14 protein-coding genes are annotated in these 20,368 nt (G+C 44.7%); 12 read left to right on the top strand and 2 right to left on the bottom strand.

Annotation, left to right across the window (positions count from 1 at the left end):
- Positions 1-15: 15 nt before the first annotated feature.
- Positions 16-4,941 (top strand): PKD domain-containing protein, encoded by a 4,926-nt coding sequence (locus tag FLA_RS30850; RefSeq protein ID WP_076379623.1) that lies wholly within the window; start codon positions 16-18, stop codon positions 4,939-4,941.
- Positions 4,942-4,954: 13 nt separating this feature from the next.
- On the opposite strand, the gene FLA_RS30855 is transcribed toward FLA_RS30850, so the two are convergent.
- A complete protein-coding gene (locus FLA_RS30855; RefSeq protein WP_076379622.1) occupies positions 4,955-5,506 on the bottom strand; it encodes a YqgE/AlgH family protein in 552 nt (183 codons plus the stop codon).
- Positions 5,507-5,631: 125 nt separating this feature from the next.
- On the opposite strand from FLA_RS30855, the gene FLA_RS30860 reads away from it, so the two are divergent.
- Positions 5,632-6,975, top strand: coding sequence for a sensor histidine kinase (locus tag FLA_RS30860; RefSeq protein ID WP_076379621.1), 1,344 nt, complete (start codon positions 5,632-5,634; stop codon positions 6,973-6,975).
- Here the strand turns inward: FLA_RS30860 and FLA_RS30865 are convergent.
- Positions 6,972-8,201: an S-adenosylmethionine:tRNA ribosyltransferase-isomerase gene (locus FLA_RS30865; protein WP_076379620.1), complete on the bottom strand. Its 1,230-nt coding sequence runs from the start codon at positions 8,199-8,201 to the stop codon at positions 6,972-6,974. The genes FLA_RS30860 and FLA_RS30865 overlap by 4 nt on opposite strands.
- Before the next feature lie 223 nt (positions 8,202-8,424).
- On the opposite strand from FLA_RS30865, the gene mraZ reads away from it, so the two are divergent.
- Genes mraZ through murC form a run of 10 tightly spaced genes read left to right on the top strand, consistent with a single transcriptional unit; the run spans position 8,425 to position 20,349 of the window.
- Positions 8,425-8,883 (top strand): division/cell wall cluster transcriptional repressor MraZ, encoded by a 459-nt coding sequence (gene mraZ, locus FLA_RS30870; RefSeq protein WP_076379830.1) that lies wholly within the window; start codon positions 8,425-8,427, stop codon positions 8,881-8,883.
- Positions 8,884-8,935: 52 nt separating this feature from the next.
- On the top strand, positions 8,936-9,874 hold the full coding sequence (gene rsmH / locus FLA_RS30875; protein ID WP_076379619.1) for a 16S rRNA (cytosine(1402)-N(4))-methyltransferase RsmH: 939 nt from the start codon (positions 8,936-8,938) through the stop codon (positions 9,872-9,874).
- Positions 9,871-10,209: an FtsL-like putative cell division protein gene (locus tag FLA_RS30880; RefSeq protein WP_076379618.1), complete on the top strand. Its 339-nt coding sequence runs from the start codon at positions 9,871-9,873 to the stop codon at positions 10,207-10,209. Before rsmH ends, FLA_RS30880 begins: the two co-directional genes overlap by 4 nt.
- Positions 10,210-10,226: 17 nt before the next feature.
- The gene (locus FLA_RS30885; protein WP_076379617.1) at positions 10,227-12,347 is read left to right on the top strand and encodes a penicillin-binding protein; all 2,121 of its coding nucleotides are present in this window, start codon (positions 10,227-10,229) and stop codon (positions 12,345-12,347) included.
- A gap of 10 nt (positions 12,348-12,357) precedes the next feature.
- Entirely contained in the window at positions 12,358-13,812 is a 1,455-nt protein-coding gene (locus FLA_RS30890) for a UDP-N-acetylmuramoyl-L-alanyl-D-glutamate--2,6-diaminopimelate ligase (RefSeq protein ID WP_076379616.1), read from the top strand.
- Positions 13,813-13,833: 21 nt separating this feature from the next.
- A complete protein-coding gene (gene mraY, locus FLA_RS30895; RefSeq protein ID WP_076379615.1) occupies positions 13,834-15,141 on the top strand; it encodes a phospho-N-acetylmuramoyl-pentapeptide-transferase in 1,308 nt (435 codons plus the stop codon).
- A 6-nt stretch (positions 15,142-15,147) separates the two neighbouring features.
- Positions 15,148-16,488 (top strand): UDP-N-acetylmuramoyl-L-alanine--D-glutamate ligase, encoded by a 1,341-nt coding sequence (murD, locus tag FLA_RS30900; protein ID WP_076379614.1) that lies wholly within the window; start codon positions 15,148-15,150, stop codon positions 16,486-16,488.
- A 12-nt stretch (positions 16,489-16,500) separates the two neighbouring features.
- Positions 16,501-17,769 carry an FtsW/RodA/SpoVE family cell cycle protein gene (locus FLA_RS30905; RefSeq protein ID WP_084206263.1) on the top strand — a complete coding sequence of 423 codons (1,269 nt, stop codon included), beginning with the start codon at positions 16,501-16,503 and terminating at the stop codon, positions 17,767-17,769.
- A 43-nt stretch (positions 17,770-17,812) separates the two neighbouring features.
- Positions 17,813-18,967 carry an undecaprenyldiphospho-muramoylpentapeptide beta-N-acetylglucosaminyltransferase gene (gene murG, locus FLA_RS30910; RefSeq protein ID WP_076379613.1) on the top strand — a complete coding sequence of 385 codons (1,155 nt, stop codon included), beginning with the start codon at positions 17,813-17,815 and terminating at the stop codon, positions 18,965-18,967.
- A 20-nt stretch (positions 18,968-18,987) separates the two neighbouring features.
- Entirely contained in the window at positions 18,988-20,349 is a 1,362-nt protein-coding gene (gene murC, locus FLA_RS30915; RefSeq protein ID WP_076379612.1) for a UDP-N-acetylmuramate--L-alanine ligase, read from the top strand.
- Positions 20,350-20,368 lie beyond the last annotated feature (19 nt).

The raw sequence follows: 20,368 nt of genomic DNA on the forward strand, positions 1-20,368 counted from the left end.
GCATCAATAATATCTATGCGCAATAATAAACAGGTATGGAAGATATGGTTGTTTCTGCTGGCATTGATGACAGCAAAGCCGGTAGCGGCGCAGCTTACGGCCGACTTTACTATGGACAGGCAAGCCGGCTGTTCGCCCTTAACCGTTTCTTTTACGAATGCTACTACCGGTGCATCGGCCGCAGCCACTTATAGCTGGGATTTTGGAAACTCCCGCACAGCCATATCCAGGGATGCCGGCAGTATTTTTTCGGATGAAAAAACATACACCGTTACACTTACGGTTACAGATGGTGGCCAAACGGCTGTAAAAACAAAAACGGTGATCGTTTATAAAAAGCCTGCGGTTGATTTTAGTTTTCAACCTACCCGGGGCTGTTCGCCCTTAACGGTAAACTTTACCAGCAGCTCGGTTGCAAATGATGGGGCTACTATTACCAGCTATGCCTGGGATTATAAAGATGGTACCGTTGCCAACGGCGCTAATATCACCAATCCACAACATCAATACACTGGCGCACAAACGCCGGGTGTATCACTTACCGTAACAGACAGCCATGGTTGTTTAGCGGTGGTAAGTAAGCCGGGGTTGACGGTGTTGCAGGCTGCTGTTGCCAGTTTTATACCAGATAAAACCACCGTATGTAACAGTGGCGACCAGGTAACCTTTACCAACAAAAGCACAGGTGGCGGAACACTTACCTATCAGTGGGATTTTGGTGATGGCACCAGCTCCACAGATGCGGCACCAGTTCATGCCTATACTGCAAAAGGTACTTTTATTCCTAAGTTAACGGTAACCAGTTCGGAAGGATGTACAGGTAAGTACGAATTAGCAACCGGCGTTAGTGTTGCCAATTTTACAGCCGACTTTAGTGCGCCTGCACCTGTTTGTACAGGAAATAATATTTCGTTTACCGCTAACACCACCCCGGTGCCGGACTATACCAGCTGGACTTACAGTGATGCCGGCTCGGGCAACCCACGCAAGTTTACCAATGCCGGCGATTATGATGTTACTATGGTGGCCTATTTTGGCACCTGCCAGGTATCCACTACTAAAAAAATTAAAGTGCTGGCGGCTCCGGCAGTATTAAGTTATACCGCGCAAAGTAATGGAGCCTGTGGGGCGCCTGCTACTATTGTATTTAGTGATACGTCAAAAACGGGCATAAAGTGGCAGTGGAATATTGATAATGTTGATGTGGCTACCACTAAAAGCGCCTCTTATCTTTTTAACAACAATGGTAACCATGCGGTAACCCTGGTGGTAACAGATGCAGTAGGGTGCAGCACCACTTTAAAAAGTACTTATTACCTGGCTAAGCCTACCGTATATATTTATTACAGCGCATCTACCAGCCCCTCGGGTAACGCGGGGTGTGAAGGGATGACCATGGACTTTGCCAGCATCTCTACAGAAAAACTAACCTCTTTTCAATGGGATTTTGGTGATGGTGGTACTGCTACAGATGCTGCGCCTAAGCATACATTCAACAAAGCCGGGGTGTATAATGTAACCCTCAATTATGTTACCGAGTCGGGCTGCAAGGGCAAGGAAGTATATACCTATGTTGCCATTTACAAAAAGCCCGGTGCCGACTTTACCATGAAGGAAAGCAATCCTATATGTGGTAACACGCCGGTACATTTTGATGCTACCGTAGCCACTGCGGCTGATAACTGGTATTGGTTTTATGAAGGGGATTATAAAAAAACATCCTATGGTCAGGCAGGTGTATATCAATATACCAAACCAGGTACCTATACTGTAATACTGATCGCGGCTAATGGTATGTGTCGCGATACAGTGGTAAAAAATATGCTGGTTACCGTAGTGCCTCCTTTTCCTAAAATATCCACTATCACGAATACCTGTAATGGAGATAGAACACTGGTTACTTTTAAAGATACTTCCAGGCTGGTGAATGGTTACACCTGGGATTTTGGCGATGGCTCAGCCCCTTTATCCTATGCAACACCACCAGCATCTATTACACATACTTACCCGGGCACAGGGGTATATAAAGTAGTGCTTACCGGCACCAATGGCGCATGTAGTGTAAGAGATTCCATGAACGCCTTTGTGTACGTTAAACAACACCCGGTGTTAAGCATATTAGCCGATACAGTATGTGGCAGTGATTCATTACCCGTGCGCATTACCACCCAGGAAGCCCAGCCATATGGTATAATGCCCGAGGGCGATTTTACTCCAAAATGGCAGTATGCACCTGGTGCGTATGCTACAGGAATAAAAGAGCCGGAAGTATACGATTGGTCTATGGTGTACAACGGCTACATTGTATGGTTAACACCTGGTATTGATTCATTACGCGCCATCACCACTTCTACCAACTTCAATTGCCTTGATACTACCGATTTTGTGAAGGTGCATATTAAAGGGCCTACGGCTGCTTTTACTATCGCAAAAAATGGTGTATGTTATAACACACCTAATGTGTTTACTGATATCTCTACCGGCTTTGGAAACATTGGCCTGAAGTCGTGGACCTGGGATTTTGGAGATAGCACTACCTTACTTTCTTACAATACACAACGTTCGCAGGTAGAGTATATATATGGCAAACCGGGTACTTACAAAGTGAACTTAAAAGTAGTGGACGAAGAGGGATGCTACGATACGGCGGTAGCGCGCATTGCTTCTGTAACAGGGCCTAAGGCCGATTTCAGCTGGGCACCCGACCTGGTAAAACCCGGAACTGCGGTGGCTTTTACCAATGAAACCAATTTATATGGTATTAATTCTGCCAGCTATCAATGGACCTTTTCATATGACAACAGCAGTGCTACCACTACCAACCCGGTGAAAAAGTATAATAACCTGGGCACAGATACGGTAATGCTCATTGCCAGCAACCCGGCCAGCAATTGCAGGGATACGGTTATTAAATACGTACGCATTAAAAATATTCAGGCGGCCTTTACGTATACAGCCACTTATTCCAACGGTAACAGCTGTCCGCCATTGGTAGCCAGCTTTGTAAACCAATCAGTGAACAGTACAGATGTAACCTGGAATTTTGGCGATGGCGAAACGGCAGGTAATGTAAACACGCCATCCCATAGCTATACTAAACCGGGTAAGTATACAGTAACCATATATGCGTATGATGGCACGGGCGATGTAGACTCCGTGTCGAAAGTTATTGAAGTAAAGGGCCCGGTAGGATCTTTTACTGCCGATCATGCACAGGTGTGTGGTGTGCCTGCTACCATTACATTCACTGCTAAAACAGAAGGCACCTCCAGCTTTACCTGGGATCTGGCAGATGGCACCTTAATAAACACGCCGGAGTATGTGGTAACACATACCTATACACAACCCGGAGCTTACAAACCCGCTATTATATTAAAAGATGATAAGGGATGCCAGGCTACTTTTGAATTAGCCGTGCCTTTTGTAATAGATACATTGAGCATTGCTTTTGACAAAGCGCCTGCTGTTGTGTGCGATTCGGGCCTGGTGCAGTTTACGCCCCGGGTAACGAATATTGGCGCCAGTCAATGGCAACTGCCACTGTATTATCATTGGAATTTTGGTACTGGGCAAATGGCCGATACCGCCAACACAGCTACTCCTGCTTTCTATTTCAATAAAAATGGCAGCTATACTGTAAAGCTTACTGTACAATCCACTGCGGGTTGTATCAAAGACACTACCGGGGTGGTGATGGTGAAAAGTAAAACACATGGCACTATAACAGGACCCGATGCTATATGTAAGCAAACTACTGCTGCGTTTGCCGGTACAGCCGACGGAGTAGTGGATAGCTGGAACTGGAAACTGGCAGAGGGGGTATTGCAAAGCGGTGTAGTAAATGTATCTCATACATATAACACAGCAGGTGTATACCAGGTATTGTTAATGGTTACACATGATGACTGTATTGACACTACAGTTCATGTATTGCAGGTGAACGATTTGCCAGTAGTGGGGCTTACGCCAAGCCACACTGCAGTGCTTTGCCTGGGCGATAGCATACAATTGGGTGCGCAAAACGGAGTAAGCTATTCGTGGACGCCGGCAAACGCTATCAGTAGCACTACCAGTGCATCGCCTAAAGTATCGCCGGCAGCAGCTACTACCTATGTGGTAACAGTAACCGATGTGAATGGATGTGTCAATGCCGATTCTATAAAAATACGGGTAGCTTTTCCTTTTACGGTGCAGCTTACCGATTCCAGTGTGTGTAACGGATCATCCATTACATTACCGGCAACAGGAGCAGCAACCTATCAATGGATAGCAGGCAGTAATATCAGTAACAGTAAGGTGGCAAACCCGGCAATAACACCATCGGCCACTAACACCTATACCGTAGTTGGTTATGATAGCGATCATTGCTTTACCGATACCGCCAGTGCTGTTGTAACCGTATACGAACTGCCACAGGTGGCTACTATAGCAGATACTACCATATTAGCCGGATCAACGGTAACGCTGCAAACCACAGGCAGCAGCAACACGGTAAAATACAGGTGGTCACCGCCTTCTTACCTGGATTGTCCTGGCTGTCAATCGCCCATTAGCACTCCCCGTCAATCCATGCAGTATGTAGTAACAGCATTGACCGGGCATAACTGTATAGCAAAAGACACGGTGCATATTTCTTTATTATGCGAGCAAAGCAGTGTGTTTATTCCCAACACCTTTACGCCTAACAAAGACAACCGCAACGATGTGTTTTATCCGCGTGGCAAAGGCATACGCATGGTAAAATACTTCCGCATTTATAATCGCCTGGGCGAAATGGTGTTTGAACGGGTGAATTTTAATGTCAACGACGCTTCACAGGGTTGGGACGGCAGCTTTGCCGGAAATGCTATCAGCAACAACGTGTTCAATTATGTAGCAGAAATGATTTGCGATGGAGGGGATACCTTCCTGTATAAAGGAACAGTATTGCTGGTGCATTAGCACCAGCAATACCCTAATTCAATTGTGGATCGATGGGGTAATTCACCAGCTGCTCGTACTGGCCGCCCATTTGCAAAAGAGCATCGGGCCATATTTTGGCATAGTGTGGGTGGAAAACCAATTTTTGATTGCCTTCTGTAACCAACCAGCTTTTTTCTTCCATTTCACTTTCCAGCTGGCCGGGGCTCCATCCGCTATAGCCAAGGTAAAAGCGTAATTCTGTTTCCTGTATATCTTTATCGTGAATGGCCCGTACCAGGGTTTCAAAATCGCCACCCCAGCAAATACCGTCCACCACCTCATTACCGCCCAGCAAATCCGGACGGGTATGTAAAAAATGAATGGTATCCATTTGAACCGGTCCGCCAAAGTAAACGGGTAACTGGCAGCCATCCAGGTCACTGATTAAATTACTGATCACCTGGTTATAGGGGCGGTTGATTACAAATCCCAGCGAGCCACCTGTTTCGTCATGATCGCATAGAAACACAACCGTGCGCATAAAATTGGGATCTTTTAAAAATGGGTCGGCCACTAATATTCGTCCAGGTGCGGGAGCTAACATATCATTAAATTAAGGCATCTGCGGTACTAAAACAAATTTAGCACCATCTGCATGTAATTTGTAGACATTTGTTAATCTCGACCCCTTTGTTTGCCAATTAGGCTGTTTTTAATAGGTTTGTAGCAATGAAGAAGGTTTTTCCGGCTATTATCGTACTTGTAGCACTGTCACTAGCGGGTATTATCCTGTTCCAGATTTCCTGGCTGCAAAACCTGTTGCAGGTGCAGGAACAGAAGGTGATGTTTAAAATAGATAAGGCCGTAATGGCTGTGAATGAGGACTTCAGTAAGCAAACTTCTGGTCCTAACATTCATATCAGGGGCGGTGGTTCCAGGCCGGGCATGCGACTGGTGCCTGAAATACTGAAACGTAATATGACCGCTACTATCTCGCAAAGGTATACCGATGCAGAGGTGGAAGAAAAGCTACGTAAGGCTTTGGATAAGGAAGACCTGCACAACCTGCGTTTTGAATTTGCCATTACTTCCGATTCGGACGACTTCATTGTAGAAATGCAATCGAAGAACTTTATACCCGAAAACCTGGATACCACACATAACAAAAGAAGGTTTTTTCCTATTCTGCCCGAAAGCGGTAGCGAAGCAGAAGGACTTATTGCTTTTGAAAACTTTGTTATTATCATTCCTGACTATAAAGCCCAGATATGGCAATCACTTACCTGGATGATTGTGCTATCGGCTATTTTTACCCTGATACTGATAACGGCTTTTTACCTGACCGTTAAAACCATGTTTAACCAGAAGAAGCTGAGTGAAATAAAAAGCGACTTCATTAATAACATGACGCACGAGTTTAAAACGCCATTGGCCACTATTTCACTGGCGGTTGATGCGTTGCGTAATCAGAAGGTGCAGAGCGATTTGCAAAAGATGCAGTATTTCAGCGGTATTATTAAAGAAGAGAACCAGCGCATGAACAAGCATGTAGAAACTATTTTGCAGGCTGCGTTGATGGACAGGCAGGAATTAAAAATGAACCTGAAACACCTGCATGTGCATGATCTGATTCGGGATGTGATGGATAATTTTCAGCTGGTATTACAAGAGAAAAATGCGCAGGCCGAATTATTACTGAATGCCAATAACGATGTGGTGAATGTGGATGAAGTGCATTTCTCTAACCTTATTTCCAACCTGATAGATAACGCCATCAAGTATTCGAAAGATAACCTGGCCATTAAGGTGATTACTCACAGCACCAGCAAATTTTTACTGGTGCGTATAGAAGACAATGGTATAGGTATGAACAAAGAAACGGTAAAACGCATCTTTGAAAAATTCTATCGCGCCCACACCGGTAACCTGCACAATGTAAAAGGCTTTGGCCTGGGCATGAGCTATGTAAAAACCGTAATTGATGCCCATAAGGGTAGAATTAAGGTTGACAGTGTACTGGGTAAGGGCAGTACTTTTACCGTAGAAATTCCTTTAGCCAAAGAAAAGGATTAGTCTTTCCAAAGCAGGCTTCCATCGCCATAACTTAAAAAGCGAAACGCGTGGTCCATGGCATACTGGTAAATAGTACGCCAGTTATTGCCGGTAATAGCAGCTACCAATAACAGTAAGGTAGACTGGGGCTGGTGAAAGTTAGTCACCAGTGCCTGTGCTATACGCAGCTGGTAACCGGGTGCAATAATAATTTGCGTTTTGGCCAGTAATACCTCCATCTGTTGCTGCTGCATCCATTGCAACAGGTGTTGCAATGCTTCTGCTGCGGTAAAATGTTGTGGCAGTTCATAAGCATCCCACTGTGCTATATCTACAGAAGCGCCGCCACTTTGCAAAAGCGCATGTGCTTTCACCCCCATCCAGTACAGGCTTTCTGTGGTACGTAGCGAAGTAGTACCCACCGTAATAACCGGTTGATTGTTTTGCAGCTGTTGTATCAATTGCTGAATAAAGCTGGCCTGCACTTCTATAAACTCTGCATGCATTTCATGCTCATTCATAGTGGCGGCTTTTACAGGTTTAAAAGTACCTGCGCCTACATGCAGGGTAACAAAAGCCTGTTGTATATTTTGTTGCTGTAGTTGCTGTAACAGTTCGGGCGTAAAATGCAGGCCTGCAGTGGGGGCAGCAACCGAGCCATCGTGTTTGGCATATACGGTCTGGTATCTTTCTTTATCTTCTTCTTCCACCTGCCTGTTTAAGTAAGGGGGCAAAGGCAGGGAACCAGCCGCATGTAAAATGGTGGCAAAATGCAAATGTTTATCCGACCAGTTAAATTGAACCACACAGTGATCGTCTTTCTTTTCTACCAGGGTAACAGAAAGCGTAACGGGGTTGCCATCCACATCAATGGTTTTTTCCAGCGGGCCTTGTTTCCATTTTTTAGCACCACCCACCAGGCATTTCCATAAAACTTCTTCCGTTTGCTGCATGGCAGTAGTTACATCGGCAAAACCGGCCGGCTCAAGGCAAAAAATTTCAATAGTACTGCCGGTATGTTTCTGAAACAACAACCGCGCTTCTACAACTTTTGTATTGTTAAACACCAAAAGTGATCCGGAAGGGATGAAACTGGCCAGGTTACGGTACTGGCTCTCCTGAATTTTCCCACTTTTATACACCAACAGCTTGCTTTCGTCTCTTTGCGCAAGCGGATGTATCGCTATTCGATCATCTGGTAAGTGATATGTGTAATCAACTATGGATAAATTTCCCGGGTGTGCCATAAGCGGCAAAAATAACCGAAAAGCTCAATTCACAAACAATGCACATCTTATCCACATATAATTCACATGGTTTCAGGGGGTAATACCAACAAACGCCTTCTACCACTCATTTATGGGATAAAAATGAATGTGGAAAAAATAGCCGCGTCAATATTTGGCACAAAAGTGGGAAAAAGTGTTATTTTGTGGTAATAAATGGGAGTTAAGCGCTAAAATCCTGAAAATGATAGGTTTCCTAGGTGAATATGAAGCTACCCTTGATGCAAAGGGGCGTTTCCTACTTCCCGCAGGCTTTAAAAAGCAGCTGCCGGAAGGGGACAACGGCTTTGTTATTACCAGAGGTTTCGAAAAGTGCCTGAGCTTATATCCAATAAAAAGTTGGGAACCCATTTACAACCAGATCAGTCAGTTAAATGATTTTGACCACAAGGTAAGGTTATTTCGCCGCCAGTTTTTAGGGGGCGCTACTGATGTAGAACTGGATTCAGCTGGCCGACTTTTATTACCGCCCACCCTTAAGGAATACGCAGGATTATCGAAAGACATTATCCTGGTAGCAGCATCGGATAAGATAGAAATATGGGATGCAGATAAATACAAGCAGCTCTTTGAAGAATTTTCACCGGAAGACTTTAGCAGTCTGGCACAGGAAGTAATGGCCGGAGGACCTAAAGCAGGATAGATAGAGAGATAGATAGCTGTTATTGCCTTTTACCAATTTAGAGAAGTTGAGCATGAACGAGAACAATGATACATATAACGATGTACCCGAATCTGACTACCATATTCCCGTGTTGTACAAAGAAACACTGGAAGGGTTGCAGATACAGCCGGATGGGATATATGTAGACTGTACGTTTGGAGGTGGAGGGCATAGCAGGGGAATTTTATCGCAACTGGGGCCGGAAGGAAAACTGGTAGTGTTTGATCAGGATGCAGATGCAGAACAAAATGTGCCGGACGATAACCGCATGTTGTTTGTGCCGCACAACTTCCGACACCTGCAACGCTTTTTACGGTTACACCGGTTTTCGAAAGTAACTGGTATACTGGCCGATTTAGGAGTAAGCAGCCACCAGTTTGATGAAGCAGAACGTGGATTTTCTATCAGGTTTGATGGTCCGTTAGATATGAGAATGGACAGAAGACAACCTGTAACAGCAGTAGATATTATTAAAACATATACGCAGCAACAGCTGCACAAGCTCTTTGAACAGTATGGCGAAGTAACCAATGCCAAAACCCTGGCGGCACACCTGGTGCAGTTCAGGCAGCATGCTTCCCTTACTTCTATCGATTCGTTCCGCGCCTTATTACAACCTGTTGTAAAAGGCAATCCTAATAAATACCTGGCGCAGGTGTTCCAGGCATTACGTATGGAAGTGAACGATGAAATGGGAGCATTGAAAGATATGTTGCAGCAGGCTGCAGAAGTGTTACAGCCTGGTGGAAGGTTAGCTGTTATTACTTTCCATTCTATTGAAGACAGGATGGTGAAAAACTTTTTTAAACAGGGCACTTTTGACGAGGTTCCTGATAACCCTTTTTCAACAGAGCAGCGGGAAGATGTGTGGAAGGTGATTACCAAAAAACCGGTAACAGCCAGTGAGGAAGAGTTGAAGCGGAATCCAAGATCGAGAAGTGCAAAATTGCGGGTGGCAGAAAAGTTATGAGTGAACAACAGGTAAATACGGCTACCGGGAAAAAATCCTTTAAGCGGTTTATCAGCTATGAATGGATTGTAAAAAATATTGGTTTTTTCCTGTTCCTGGCATTACTGGCAGTGCTGTATATAGCCAACGGACACATGGCCGATAAATGCCTGAGGGATGCAGACCGAACAGAAAAAGAACTGAAAGAACTGCAATATGAATACAAGACGCTGAAAAGTGAGATTATGTTCAGAAGCAGGGAATCGGAAATTATAAAAGTGGCCGATCCGTTAGGATTGAAAATGGTAAAAGATCCTCCGCCGCGCATAGCAGCAGAGAAACGAGAAGACGAATAAAGAAGCAGAGGGAATCAATGGAAGTAAAACGTGACATACTATGGCGTGTATATCTCGGCTATATAGCTGTGGTGGTGGTATGTGTGGTTATTCTGGGCAAGGCGTTTTATATACAGCAGGTGCAGGGAAAGCAATGGCGCAACTTAAGCGACAGCCTACATCAGCACATTGAAGAAACGGCCGCAGAAAGAGGTACCATTTATAGCGAAGACGGGCAAATGCTGAGTACCAGCATTCCGCAGTTTGACGTTTATATCGATTTTGGCGCCGAAGGGTTAAGAGATAAAAGCGGAGTGCGTTTTAGAGATAATGTGGATTCGCTGAGCTATTGCCTGGCTGATTTATTTAAAGATCGTACTACGGAAGAGTATAAAAAGCTGCTGCAAAGCGGCTATAAGCATAAGAACAGGTACTTCCTGCTCAAACGCAAAATAAGCTTCCGGGAATACCAGCAGATGAAGCAGTTTCCGCTGGTAAGGCTGGGCAGAAACAAAAGCGGGTTTATTGCAGAAGTAAGAAGCATGCGTTTAAACCCTTACCAGATGCTGGCTTTCAGGACTATTGGTTTAGACCGGGATTCATCGAAAGTAGGCCTGGAATTAACATACGATAGTGTGTTAAGTGGCATAAAAGGAAAACGGTTGGTAAGATATATAGGTGGTGGGGTAAGCGTTCCGGTAGATGAAGACTATCAGCTGGAATCGGAGAACGGGAAGGATGTGATCACTACGCTGGATGTACATATTCAGGATATAGCAGAAAGCTCTTTACTGAAAATGTTGCAGAATAACCAGGCCGAACAAGGGTGCGCTATTGTAATGGAGGTGGGCACGGGTAAAATAAAAGCCATTGCCAACCTGGGAAAAAATGATGACGATACCACCTATTCCGAAAATCTGAATTATGCTTTACGTAATACAGAGCCGGGATCTACCATCAAACTGGCTACACTGTTATCGGTGCTAAGCGAAGGAGGAACCAGTTTGAGTGATAAAGTGGAAGTAGGAACAACCGGCAGTGCGTATGTGGGCGTGAGAATGGTAACAGATCACGAGCCAGCGCCAAAGCCGGTATTAACTGTAGAAGAATGTTTTGCACATAGCTCTAACGTGGGCATGGGCAAAATTGCATATAAAACATTTGCATCTAAGCCGGGTAAGTTTTTAAGCTACCTGCACCAGCTAAGGTTAGATTCTGTTACCGGTATAGACCTGGTAGGCGAAACAAAACCGAAGCTGCCGAAGATGAAAAAGAGTAATGAGGGGCTACATGAAATGGTAACCATGAGCTTTGGTTATGCTATTCAGATGAGTCCTTTGCAAACACTGACGTTATACAATGCAATAGCCAACGGGGGCAAAATGGTAAAGCCCTACCTGGTAAACAGTATTGACAACGACGGAGTTCCGGTGAAAGAGTTTAGCCCGGTAGTGTTGTCAGAAAGTATCTGTAAGCCTAATGTGGTAAAAGCGGCGCAGGAGTGTATGCGGGCGGTGGTAACAGAGGGAACGGCCAAAGGCATTTTTGCATTATCGCCTTATACGGTAGCAGGTAAAACCGGTACAGCACATGTGGCCGACGGAAAGTATAAGTATGACGATGGGGTGTACCAGGCTTCTTTTGTAGGGTATTTTCCGGCAGAGAAACCACAATACAGCTGCATTGTAGTGATAAGAACCAGGCCGCATGCTTTCAACCACTTTGGTGGCGGATTGTCGGGGCCGGTGTTCAGGGATATTGCAGACCGGTTGTATACACTGTATGTGAAACAAAAGACATCTGTAAAGATGGCGAAGGTGGAAAAAACAGACAGCAGTTATTACAGCTATACAGGAATGAAGGATGAAATGAAGCGTATGCTGGGTACTTTAAACGTTCCTTATAGCGATAACACTACTGAAAGCGGTGATTGGGCAAAGATGTACCGCCAGGCAGATAAACCGGTGGTGGCGGCATTGCCGGTAAATAACAAGCAGATGCCGGCGCTGGGAGGGATGGGATTGAAAGATGCGATATATGTGTGCGAATCGATGGGGCTGAAAGTGAAGATATCGGGTAAAGGAAAAGTGATGGCACAGTCTATCACAGCAGGGCAGGCCATCAATAAAGGACAACAAGTTACTATTCAACTGAATTAAATAAAGCCAATTGGCAACACTACAAGACATATTATACAAAGTGCATCTGCAGTCTGTGAACGGAAACACAGCACTGGAGGTAAAAGATATACAGATAGATTCACGTAAAGTGAGCGAAGGCAGTGTATTTGTAGCTATACGTGGTGTACAGGCCGATGGCCATCTGTTTATAGATAAAGCAATTGAACTGGGGGCTACTGCCATTGTTTGCGAAAGCTTTCCGGCCCAGTTAAAAGAAGGGATTACCTATTTGCAGGTATCTAACACCCAGGAAGCGGTTGCCTATATGGCACACCAGTTTTATGGCGAGCCTTCTAAAAAGCTGAAACTGCTAGGCGTTACCGGCACCAATGGTAAAACCACTATCGCTACTGTTTTATTTAACTTGTTTACCGGGTTGGGTTACACCTGTGGCCTGGTAAGCACCGTAGAAAATAAAATAGGTAAGGATATTATACCGGCAACCCACACTACCCCCGATGCGGTAAGCTTAAATGCATTGCTGCACCGTATGGTGGAAAGTGGTTGCACGCACGTGTTTATGGAGTGCAGCAGTCATGCTATACATCAGCACCGCATTACTGGTTTGCAGTTTGCCGGCGCTTTGTTCAGCAACATCACGCACGACCACCTGGATTATCACAAAACCTTTGATGAATACATCCGGGTAAAGAAAAGTTTCTTTGATAATCTGACCTCAGATGCGTTTGCTATCTCTAACCTTGATGATAAAAGAGGAACAGTGATGCTGCAAAACACACCTGCTAAAAAATATTACTACAGCCTGAAAAGCCTGGCAGAGTTTAAAGGTAAAATTCTGGACAACGCTTTAACCGGCCTGGTAATGCGGGTAAATGATACAGAAGTACACTTCAGGCTTATAGGCGAGTTTAATGCTTATAACCTGCTGGCTATATATGGCGCAGCTATTTGCCTGGGCGAACCTAACGAAGAGGTTTTGCGTGTGTTAAGTATGCTGAACGGTGCAGAAGGCCGCTTTGATTATGTGATCAGCACCAATAAGGTGATTGCTATAGTGGACTATGCCCACACGCCGGATGCTTTAGAAAATGTACTGGCTACTATAAAGAAACTGCGTAAGGGACACGAGCAGGTAATTACGGTGGTAGGTTGTGGTGGCGACAGGGATAAAACCAAGCGCCCTATTATGGCACAGGTATCGGCCGATATGTCTGACAAAGTGATTTTAACCAGCGATAACCCACGTAGTGAAGATCCGCTGGATATTTTAAAAGACATGGAAGCAGGACTGACCAGTGCTACCAAACGTAAAACCATGGTAATACCGGACAGAAAGGAAGCGATAGCTACTGCGGTAAGCCTGGCAGGGAAAGAAGATATTATTCTGATTGCGGGTAAAGGACACGAGAAGTACCAGGAGATAAAAGGAGTAAGGCAGCATTTTGACGACAAGGAGATAGTAAAAGAATTATTGGGCTTATAAGAATTACGACGAACAACTACTATGTTATACTACTTATTCACGTGGCTGAAACAACATTTTAACCTGAGTGGTGCAGGGGTTTTCCAATTCATCACCTTCAGGGCTGCGATGGCAATATTACTGTCGCTGTTTATTGCCACCGTTTACGGTAAGCGTATTATCAATATGCTCAAAAGAAAGCAGATTGGTGAAACCGTGCGCGACCTGGGACTGGCCGGTGAGCAGCAGAAGAAAGGTACTCCCACCATGGGCGGCTTAATCATTCTGCTGGCAATAGTGATACCTACCTTGTTGTTTGCCGATTTGAATAAAGTGTATGTGCGCCTGATGTTACTGACTACTGTTTGGCTAGGTGCGATAGGCTTTTTAGACGACTACTTTAAAATTAAAGCACGCCGCACTGCGCAGGCCCGTGGCGAGCAGTATAAGAAAAGTGATAAAGATGGTTTGGCTGGTTTAACCAAAATTATTGGCCAGGTGGGTTTAGGTATTATTATCGGCGCTACTTTATATTTCAACGATAACGTGGTGGTGGAGCGTGAAATTATTACCGACGGTGGAACTACTGTAGGTATTCACCCGGGCGATAAAAAAGTAAATGAAGTTACCCGTGTAATGGATGGCGAAGAGCATCGTTTTGCCAGGGTAAAAACACCGATCACTACTATTCCGTTTGTTAAAAACCACGAGTTCAACTATACCAAACTGGTAAGCTGGATGGGCAAATGGGCCGAAGATTACGCATGGGTAGTGTATATACTGATTGTAACCTTTATTATCACGGCAGTATCTAACGGAGCCAACATCACCGACGGATTGGATGGGTTGGCAGCCGGGGTGAGTGCGGTAATTGGTGCAGCTATTGGTGTGTTTGCTTATGTAAGCGGTAACTATAAGTTTGCCGATTACCTGAATGTAATGTACATACCTAACCTTTCGGAGCTGAGCATATTCATTGGTGCTTTTGTAGGGGCGTGTATCGGTTTTCTCTGGTACAATGCTTACCCGGCGCAGGTGTTTATGGGCGATACCGGAAGTTTGGCTTTAGGAGGTATTATTGCCTCACTGGCTATTATCATTCGTAAAGAATTATTGATCCCTATTTTCTGTGGGGTGTTTTTAATAGAGTTGCTGAGCGTAATGATTCAGGTAAGCTATTTCAAATACACGAAGAAGAAGTATGGCGAGGGGCGGCGGATATTTTTAATGAGCCCGCTGCATCACCACTATCAGAAAAAAGGATTTCATGAAAGCAAGATAGCAGTGCGTTTCTGGATCGTTACCGTATTGTGTGTGGTGTTTTCTATCATTACCCTTAAAATCAGGTAGGTAAGAATGAGCCATCGGTTAGTGATATTAGGAGCAGGCGAAAGCGGAATAGGCGCAGCCATACTGGGGCAGAAGCAAGGGTATGATGTGTTTGTAAGCGATGCCGGCACCCTGAAAGATAAATACAGGAAAGACCTGCAGGATCATCACATTGCCTTTGAAGAAGGAAAGCATACGGTAGAATTAATACTGAATGCCAATGAAGTGATGAAAAGCCCGGGTATTCCGGAGAAAAACGAGATGGTAAAACAGGTGCGCGCCAAAGGCATACCTGTAATCAGTGAAATTGAGCTGGCCTATCGTTTTAAAGGCGACAGTAAAATAGTTGCCATAACAGGTAGCAATGGAAAAAGTACTACCACCTCGCTGATCTGGCATATCTGCAAAGATGCCGGATTGGATTGTGCGCTGGTAGGAAACATTGGATATTCATTTGCACGGCAGGTGGCGGAGGACGCAAAGCCCCTGTATGTGGCAGAAATTAGTTCTTTTCAGCTGGATGACATTAAAACATTCAGGCCGGACGTAGCAGTTTTACTGAACATTACCGAAGATCATTTAGACAGGTACGATTACAAGTTTGAGAATTACATCAACAGTAAGTTCAGGATTATTGAGAACCAGGGAACAGATGACTTTTTCATTTATTGCGCAGACGATGATGTAATAGTCAGGCATTTAGGAAACTTAACCCTTAACACTAACTCATTGCCATTTTCTATGAAACAGGAAATCAAAAAAGGCGGAAGCATTAAAGGCGATCAAATGATGATACGCGTACAGGAAGAACGGGTAAGCATGAGCATTTATGACTTTGCTTTGAAAGGTAAACACAACCAGTACAACACTATGGCTGCAGGTATAGCCGCCGCTACTTTAGGCATTAGAAAGGAGAAGATAAGGGAAGCCGTTAAAACCTTCGAAAGCCTGGAGCATCGTATGGAGCATGTAGCTACTGTTAGAGGGGTTGAGTTTATTAATGATAGCAAAGCTACCAATGTGAATAGCACCTGGTATGCCCTGGAAAGTATGAGCAAACCCACCATTCTGATATTAGGCGGAGTGGATAAAGGGAATGATTATTCATTGATCGAAGACCTGGTAAAAGAGAAGGTAAAAGCTATTGTGTGCATGGGTTCTGAGAATCAAAAGATTCACGAAGCCTTTGGAAGCATGGTATCTTCTATCACAGACACAGCTACTGCAGAAGAAGCGGTTCAAACTGCTTTTCAGATGGCTGCGAAAGGAGATGTAGTATTATTAAGCCCGGCCTGCGCCAGCTTTGACCTGTTTAAGAATTATGAAGACAGGGGCGATCAGTTTAAGCAGGCGGTGCGCGACCTGTAAAATAAATATGGAATGACTGAGACTTCAGATAAACTTTTTTCCCAGATTGGCTCTGTTGAAGAGGCAAAAGGTAATCTTTTGAGTAAAACCAGGGGAGACAGGTTTATCTGGGGTATTGTGATATTACTGGCAATGATATCGCTTTTGGTAGTATATAGTGCTACCGGCTCTTTGGCTTATAAAATGTATAAAGGCAATACGGAGGTATACCTTTTTAAACAACTAAGCTTTATTATACTGGGCATGCTGGTGATTTATTTTTTACACCGCGTGAACTATACCGTATACAGCAGGGTGGCTTTGCTGCTTTTTGTTATTTCGGTACCCCTGTTGGTATACACGTTGTTTTTCGGCGCCCGTATTAACGATGGCAGCCGGTGGATTAAATTACCGGTGATACATATGACCATACAAACAAGTGACCTTGCCAAGCTGGCCTTGTTTATGTATTTGTCGCGACAGTTAAGCCGGAAGCAGGAAGTGATAAAAGATTTTAAAAAAGGCTTTTTGCCATTAATAGCGCCTATTGCTGTTACCTGTGTGCTTATTATGCCGGCCAACCTTTCCAATGCACTGCTTACAGGAGCTATTTCGCTTTTGTTGCTGTTCATAGGCAGGGTAAGTGTAAAGCATATTTTGCTGGTGGTAGGGCTGGCGTTAATACCTATAGCTATTATAGTAAGTGTGGCCATGGCAACCCATGGCAAGCCACGCGATCATAACAGCTCGGGTTTGTTTGGCAGGTTTTCTACCTGGGTAGGCAGGGTGCAAAGCTTTATGTATGCCAAAGACAATGAAGTGCCTTACCAGGTGCAGCAGGCTAAAATGGCCATTGCCAATGGTGGGGTGGTGTTTGGCTTAGGTCCGGGAAACAGCCGGCAGCGGAACTATCTGCCGCAGGCGTATAACGACTTTATTTATTCTATTATCATAGAAGAATATGGTTTGCTGGGCGGGGCCTTTATCATATTTATCTACCTGGTATTCCTTTTCAGGTGTATCAGCATATTCCGGCGATGTCCGTATGCCTTCGGGGCATTTTTGGCGTTGGCGTTAAGCTTTACACTGGTGATACAGGCAGTGGCGAATATGGCGGTGAATGTGAACATAGTGCCGGTAACAGGGGTAACACTTCCGCTGGTAAGTATGGGAGGTAGTTCGTTTCTGTTTACCTGTGCGGCCATCGGGATTATACTAAGTGTAGCCAGGAACCTGGAAAATACGGCTTCTGAAAAAGAATTAACAGAAGCGCCTGTAACGCCGGCAGTAGCGGCAGCATAGGAAGTAAAGAATAATAAGTTGACAGCGGAAGCTATATAAATAAATGAGTCAGGTAATAAACCATACAACAAATAACGGAGGAAGCGGTGCTACTGCTTCTGCACGTCAGCATAAAATTATTATAGCGGGCGGTGGCACAGGCGGGCATATATTCCCGGCCATAGCTATAGCCAATGCTATAAAACAACAGCTTCCTGGTGTAGAAATTTTGTTTGTAGGCGCCAAAGGCAAAATGGAAATGGAGCGGGTGCCGCAGGCAGGATATAATATTGAAGGATTAGATATTGCGGGTTTTAACCGCAGCTCTTTGATAAAGAATATTGGTTTACCGGTAAAGCTGATGAAAAGCTTTTTCCAGGTACGCAAAATCATCAACGCATTTCAGCCAGATGCGGTAATAGGAGTAGGTGGATATTCCAGTTTTCCGGTACTGCGTTATGCACAACAAAAAAGCATACCCACTTTTATACACGAAAGCAATTCGTTTGCAGGTAAAAGCAATATGCTGCTGGGTAAAAAAGCTACCCGCATTTTTGTGGCCAGCGAAGGCATGGAAAAGTTTTTTCCTGCCGGTAAAATAACTATCACAGGCAACCCCGTGCGTAAGTCCATTGTGCAGTCGAAGGTTACCCGTGCCGAAGCGCTGGATTTTTTTGGACTGGACGAAAGCAAGAAAACCATATTAGTGGTTGGGGGCAGTTTGGGAGCCAGAAGCATTAATGAAGTGATGATAAGTCACTTGTCTGATTTAAAAGCACTGGATTTACAACTGGTGTGGCAAACAGGTAAAGTAAATGCAGAAGCGTACAAGCAAACCGGTGGAACCATGCGTAATGTGTGGGTGAACGATTTTATAGTGGATATGGATAAAGCCTATGCTGCTGCCGATGTGGTTGTATCCAGGGCGGGCGCTATGGCGGTAACCGAATTGTGTGTAGTAAAAAAGCCGGTGGTGTTTGTGCCATTTCCGTTTGCGGCAGAAGATCATCAAACGGTGAATGCCAAATACCTGGTAGAAAAGAATGCGGCTGTAATGGTAGCAGATAGTGAGGTGCGCACCAAATTGTTTTCGGCATTGACAACATTGGCCATGGATGAAGAGAAACAACAGGTGTTAAAAGAAAACATCAGCAAACTGGCGGTTACAGATGCAGATGAAGTGATAGCACAAACAGTAATAAAAGCAATAGGCGGTTAAACGCATACGAATACAAACAGATGGCAAAGCTGGAGAGCATACAGAGGATTTATTTTATAGGAATAGGCGGCATAGGAATGAGCGCCCTGGCCAGGTATTTTGTATCGCGTGGTGTAAGGGTAAGTGGGTACGATCGTACCGAAACGCCTTTAACCAAAGCATTGGTAGCAGAAGGTATTCCGGTGCATTACACAGAAGACATCACTGCTATACCGCTGGATGTGGATGTGGTGGTGTACACACCTGCTGTTCCGGCTGTACATGCCGGGCTGGTGTATTACCGGGAGAAGGGATTTGAAGTGGTAAAACGCAGCGATGTGTTGCAATGGATAACAGAAAGTTCTTTTAATGTATGTGTGGGTGGTACGCATGGTAAAACTACCATCAGCACCATGACAGCGCATATATTAACACATACTGGCTATGGATGCAACGCATTTTTAGGTGGTATATCGGCCAACTACAATACCAATTTCTGGAGCAGCGAACGTCATGTAGCTGTGGTAGAAGCCGATGAATATGACAGAAGTTTTTTAAAGCTGGTGCCTGATGTAGCCGTGATTACGGCTATGGATGCAGACCATTTAGATATTTACGGAACAGCGGAAGAAGTAGAAAATGCTTTTGTACAGTTTTCGCAGCGCGTAAAGCCGGGTGGATGCCTGGTAAGTAAATATGGCCTTAGCAGAAGCAGTGAGTTGCAGGCTGCGCACCATTTTACTTACAGCTTTGACCAAACAGGTGCCGATGTTTATGCGGCAGATGTAAAAGTGATGGATGGTTCGTATCACTATAATGTAATTGCTAACAACTGGCAACTGAATAATGTGGTGTTGCACATGGGCGGCCTGCATAATATAGAAAACAGTGTAGCAGCTATTACAGTGGCTAAATACCTGGGCATTGATGATGAGAAGATCAAAGCGGCAGTAGCCAGTTTTAAAGGAGTGAAGCGGAGGTTTGAATACCTGGTGAGGGAAGAAGGGAAGATAATGATAGATGACTATGCACATCATCCGCAGGAGTTAAAAGCCCTGATAACTGGTGTAAGAAGCTTGTATGGAAATGCTGCCTGTACGGTAGTGTTTCAGCCGCATTTATTTAGCCGTACCAAAGACCTGGCGGAAGAATTTGCAGCAAGCCTTGACCTGGCCGATGAGGTGATATTGTTGCCTGTTTACCCGGCAAGAGAGTTGCCCATGGAAGGGGTTACCAGCGAACTGATAGCCCGTTACATGAAACATAGCAATGTAAAGCTGCTGAGTAAGGAAGAAATGTTACAGTATGTAGGTCAACAACGCCCTTCGTTACTGGTAATGTCGGGAGCAGGAGATATTGATGCTTTACTGGAACCTGTAAAAGAAATACTTACTGGTGCATAAGGCACTGGTGAAAGCTGTT

This window comes from Filimonas lacunae, assembly GCF_002355595.1.
Lineage (GTDB): Bacteria > Bacteroidota > Bacteroidia > Chitinophagales > Chitinophagaceae > Filimonas > Filimonas lacunae.

Coding starts and splice junctions, on each gene's coding strand:
- FLA_RS30850 (WP_076379623.1), top strand. CDS start 16: ATGCGCAATAATAAACAGGTATGGAAGATATGGTTGTTTCTGCTGGCA.
- FLA_RS30855 (WP_076379622.1), bottom strand. CDS start 5,506: ATGTTAGCTCCCGCACCTGGACGAATATTAGTGGCCGACCCATTTTTA.
- FLA_RS30860 (WP_076379621.1), top strand. CDS start 5,632: ATGAAGAAGGTTTTTCCGGCTATTATCGTACTTGTAGCACTGTCACTA.
- FLA_RS30865 (WP_076379620.1), bottom strand. CDS start 8,201: ATGGCACACCCGGGAAATTTATCCATAGTTGATTACACATATCACTTA.
- mraZ (WP_076379830.1), top strand. CDS start 8,425: ATGATAGGTTTCCTAGGTGAATATGAAGCTACCCTTGATGCAAAGGGG.
- rsmH (WP_076379619.1), top strand. CDS start 8,936: ATGAACGAGAACAATGATACATATAACGATGTACCCGAATCTGACTAC.
- FLA_RS30880 (WP_076379618.1), top strand. CDS start 9,871: ATGAGTGAACAACAGGTAAATACGGCTACCGGGAAAAAATCCTTTAAG.
- FLA_RS30885 (WP_076379617.1), top strand. CDS start 10,227: ATGGAAGTAAAACGTGACATACTATGGCGTGTATATCTCGGCTATATA.
- mraY (WP_076379615.1), top strand. CDS start 13,834: ATGTTATACTACTTATTCACGTGGCTGAAACAACATTTTAACCTGAGT.
- murD (WP_076379614.1), top strand. CDS start 15,148: ATGAGCCATCGGTTAGTGATATTAGGAGCAGGCGAAAGCGGAATAGGC.
- FLA_RS30905 (WP_084206263.1), top strand. CDS start 16,501: ATGACTGAGACTTCAGATAAACTTTTTTCCCAGATTGGCTCTGTTGAA.
- murG (WP_076379613.1), top strand. CDS start 17,813: ATGAGTCAGGTAATAAACCATACAACAAATAACGGAGGAAGCGGTGCT.
- murC (WP_076379612.1), top strand. CDS start 18,988: ATGGCAAAGCTGGAGAGCATACAGAGGATTTATTTTATAGGAATAGGC.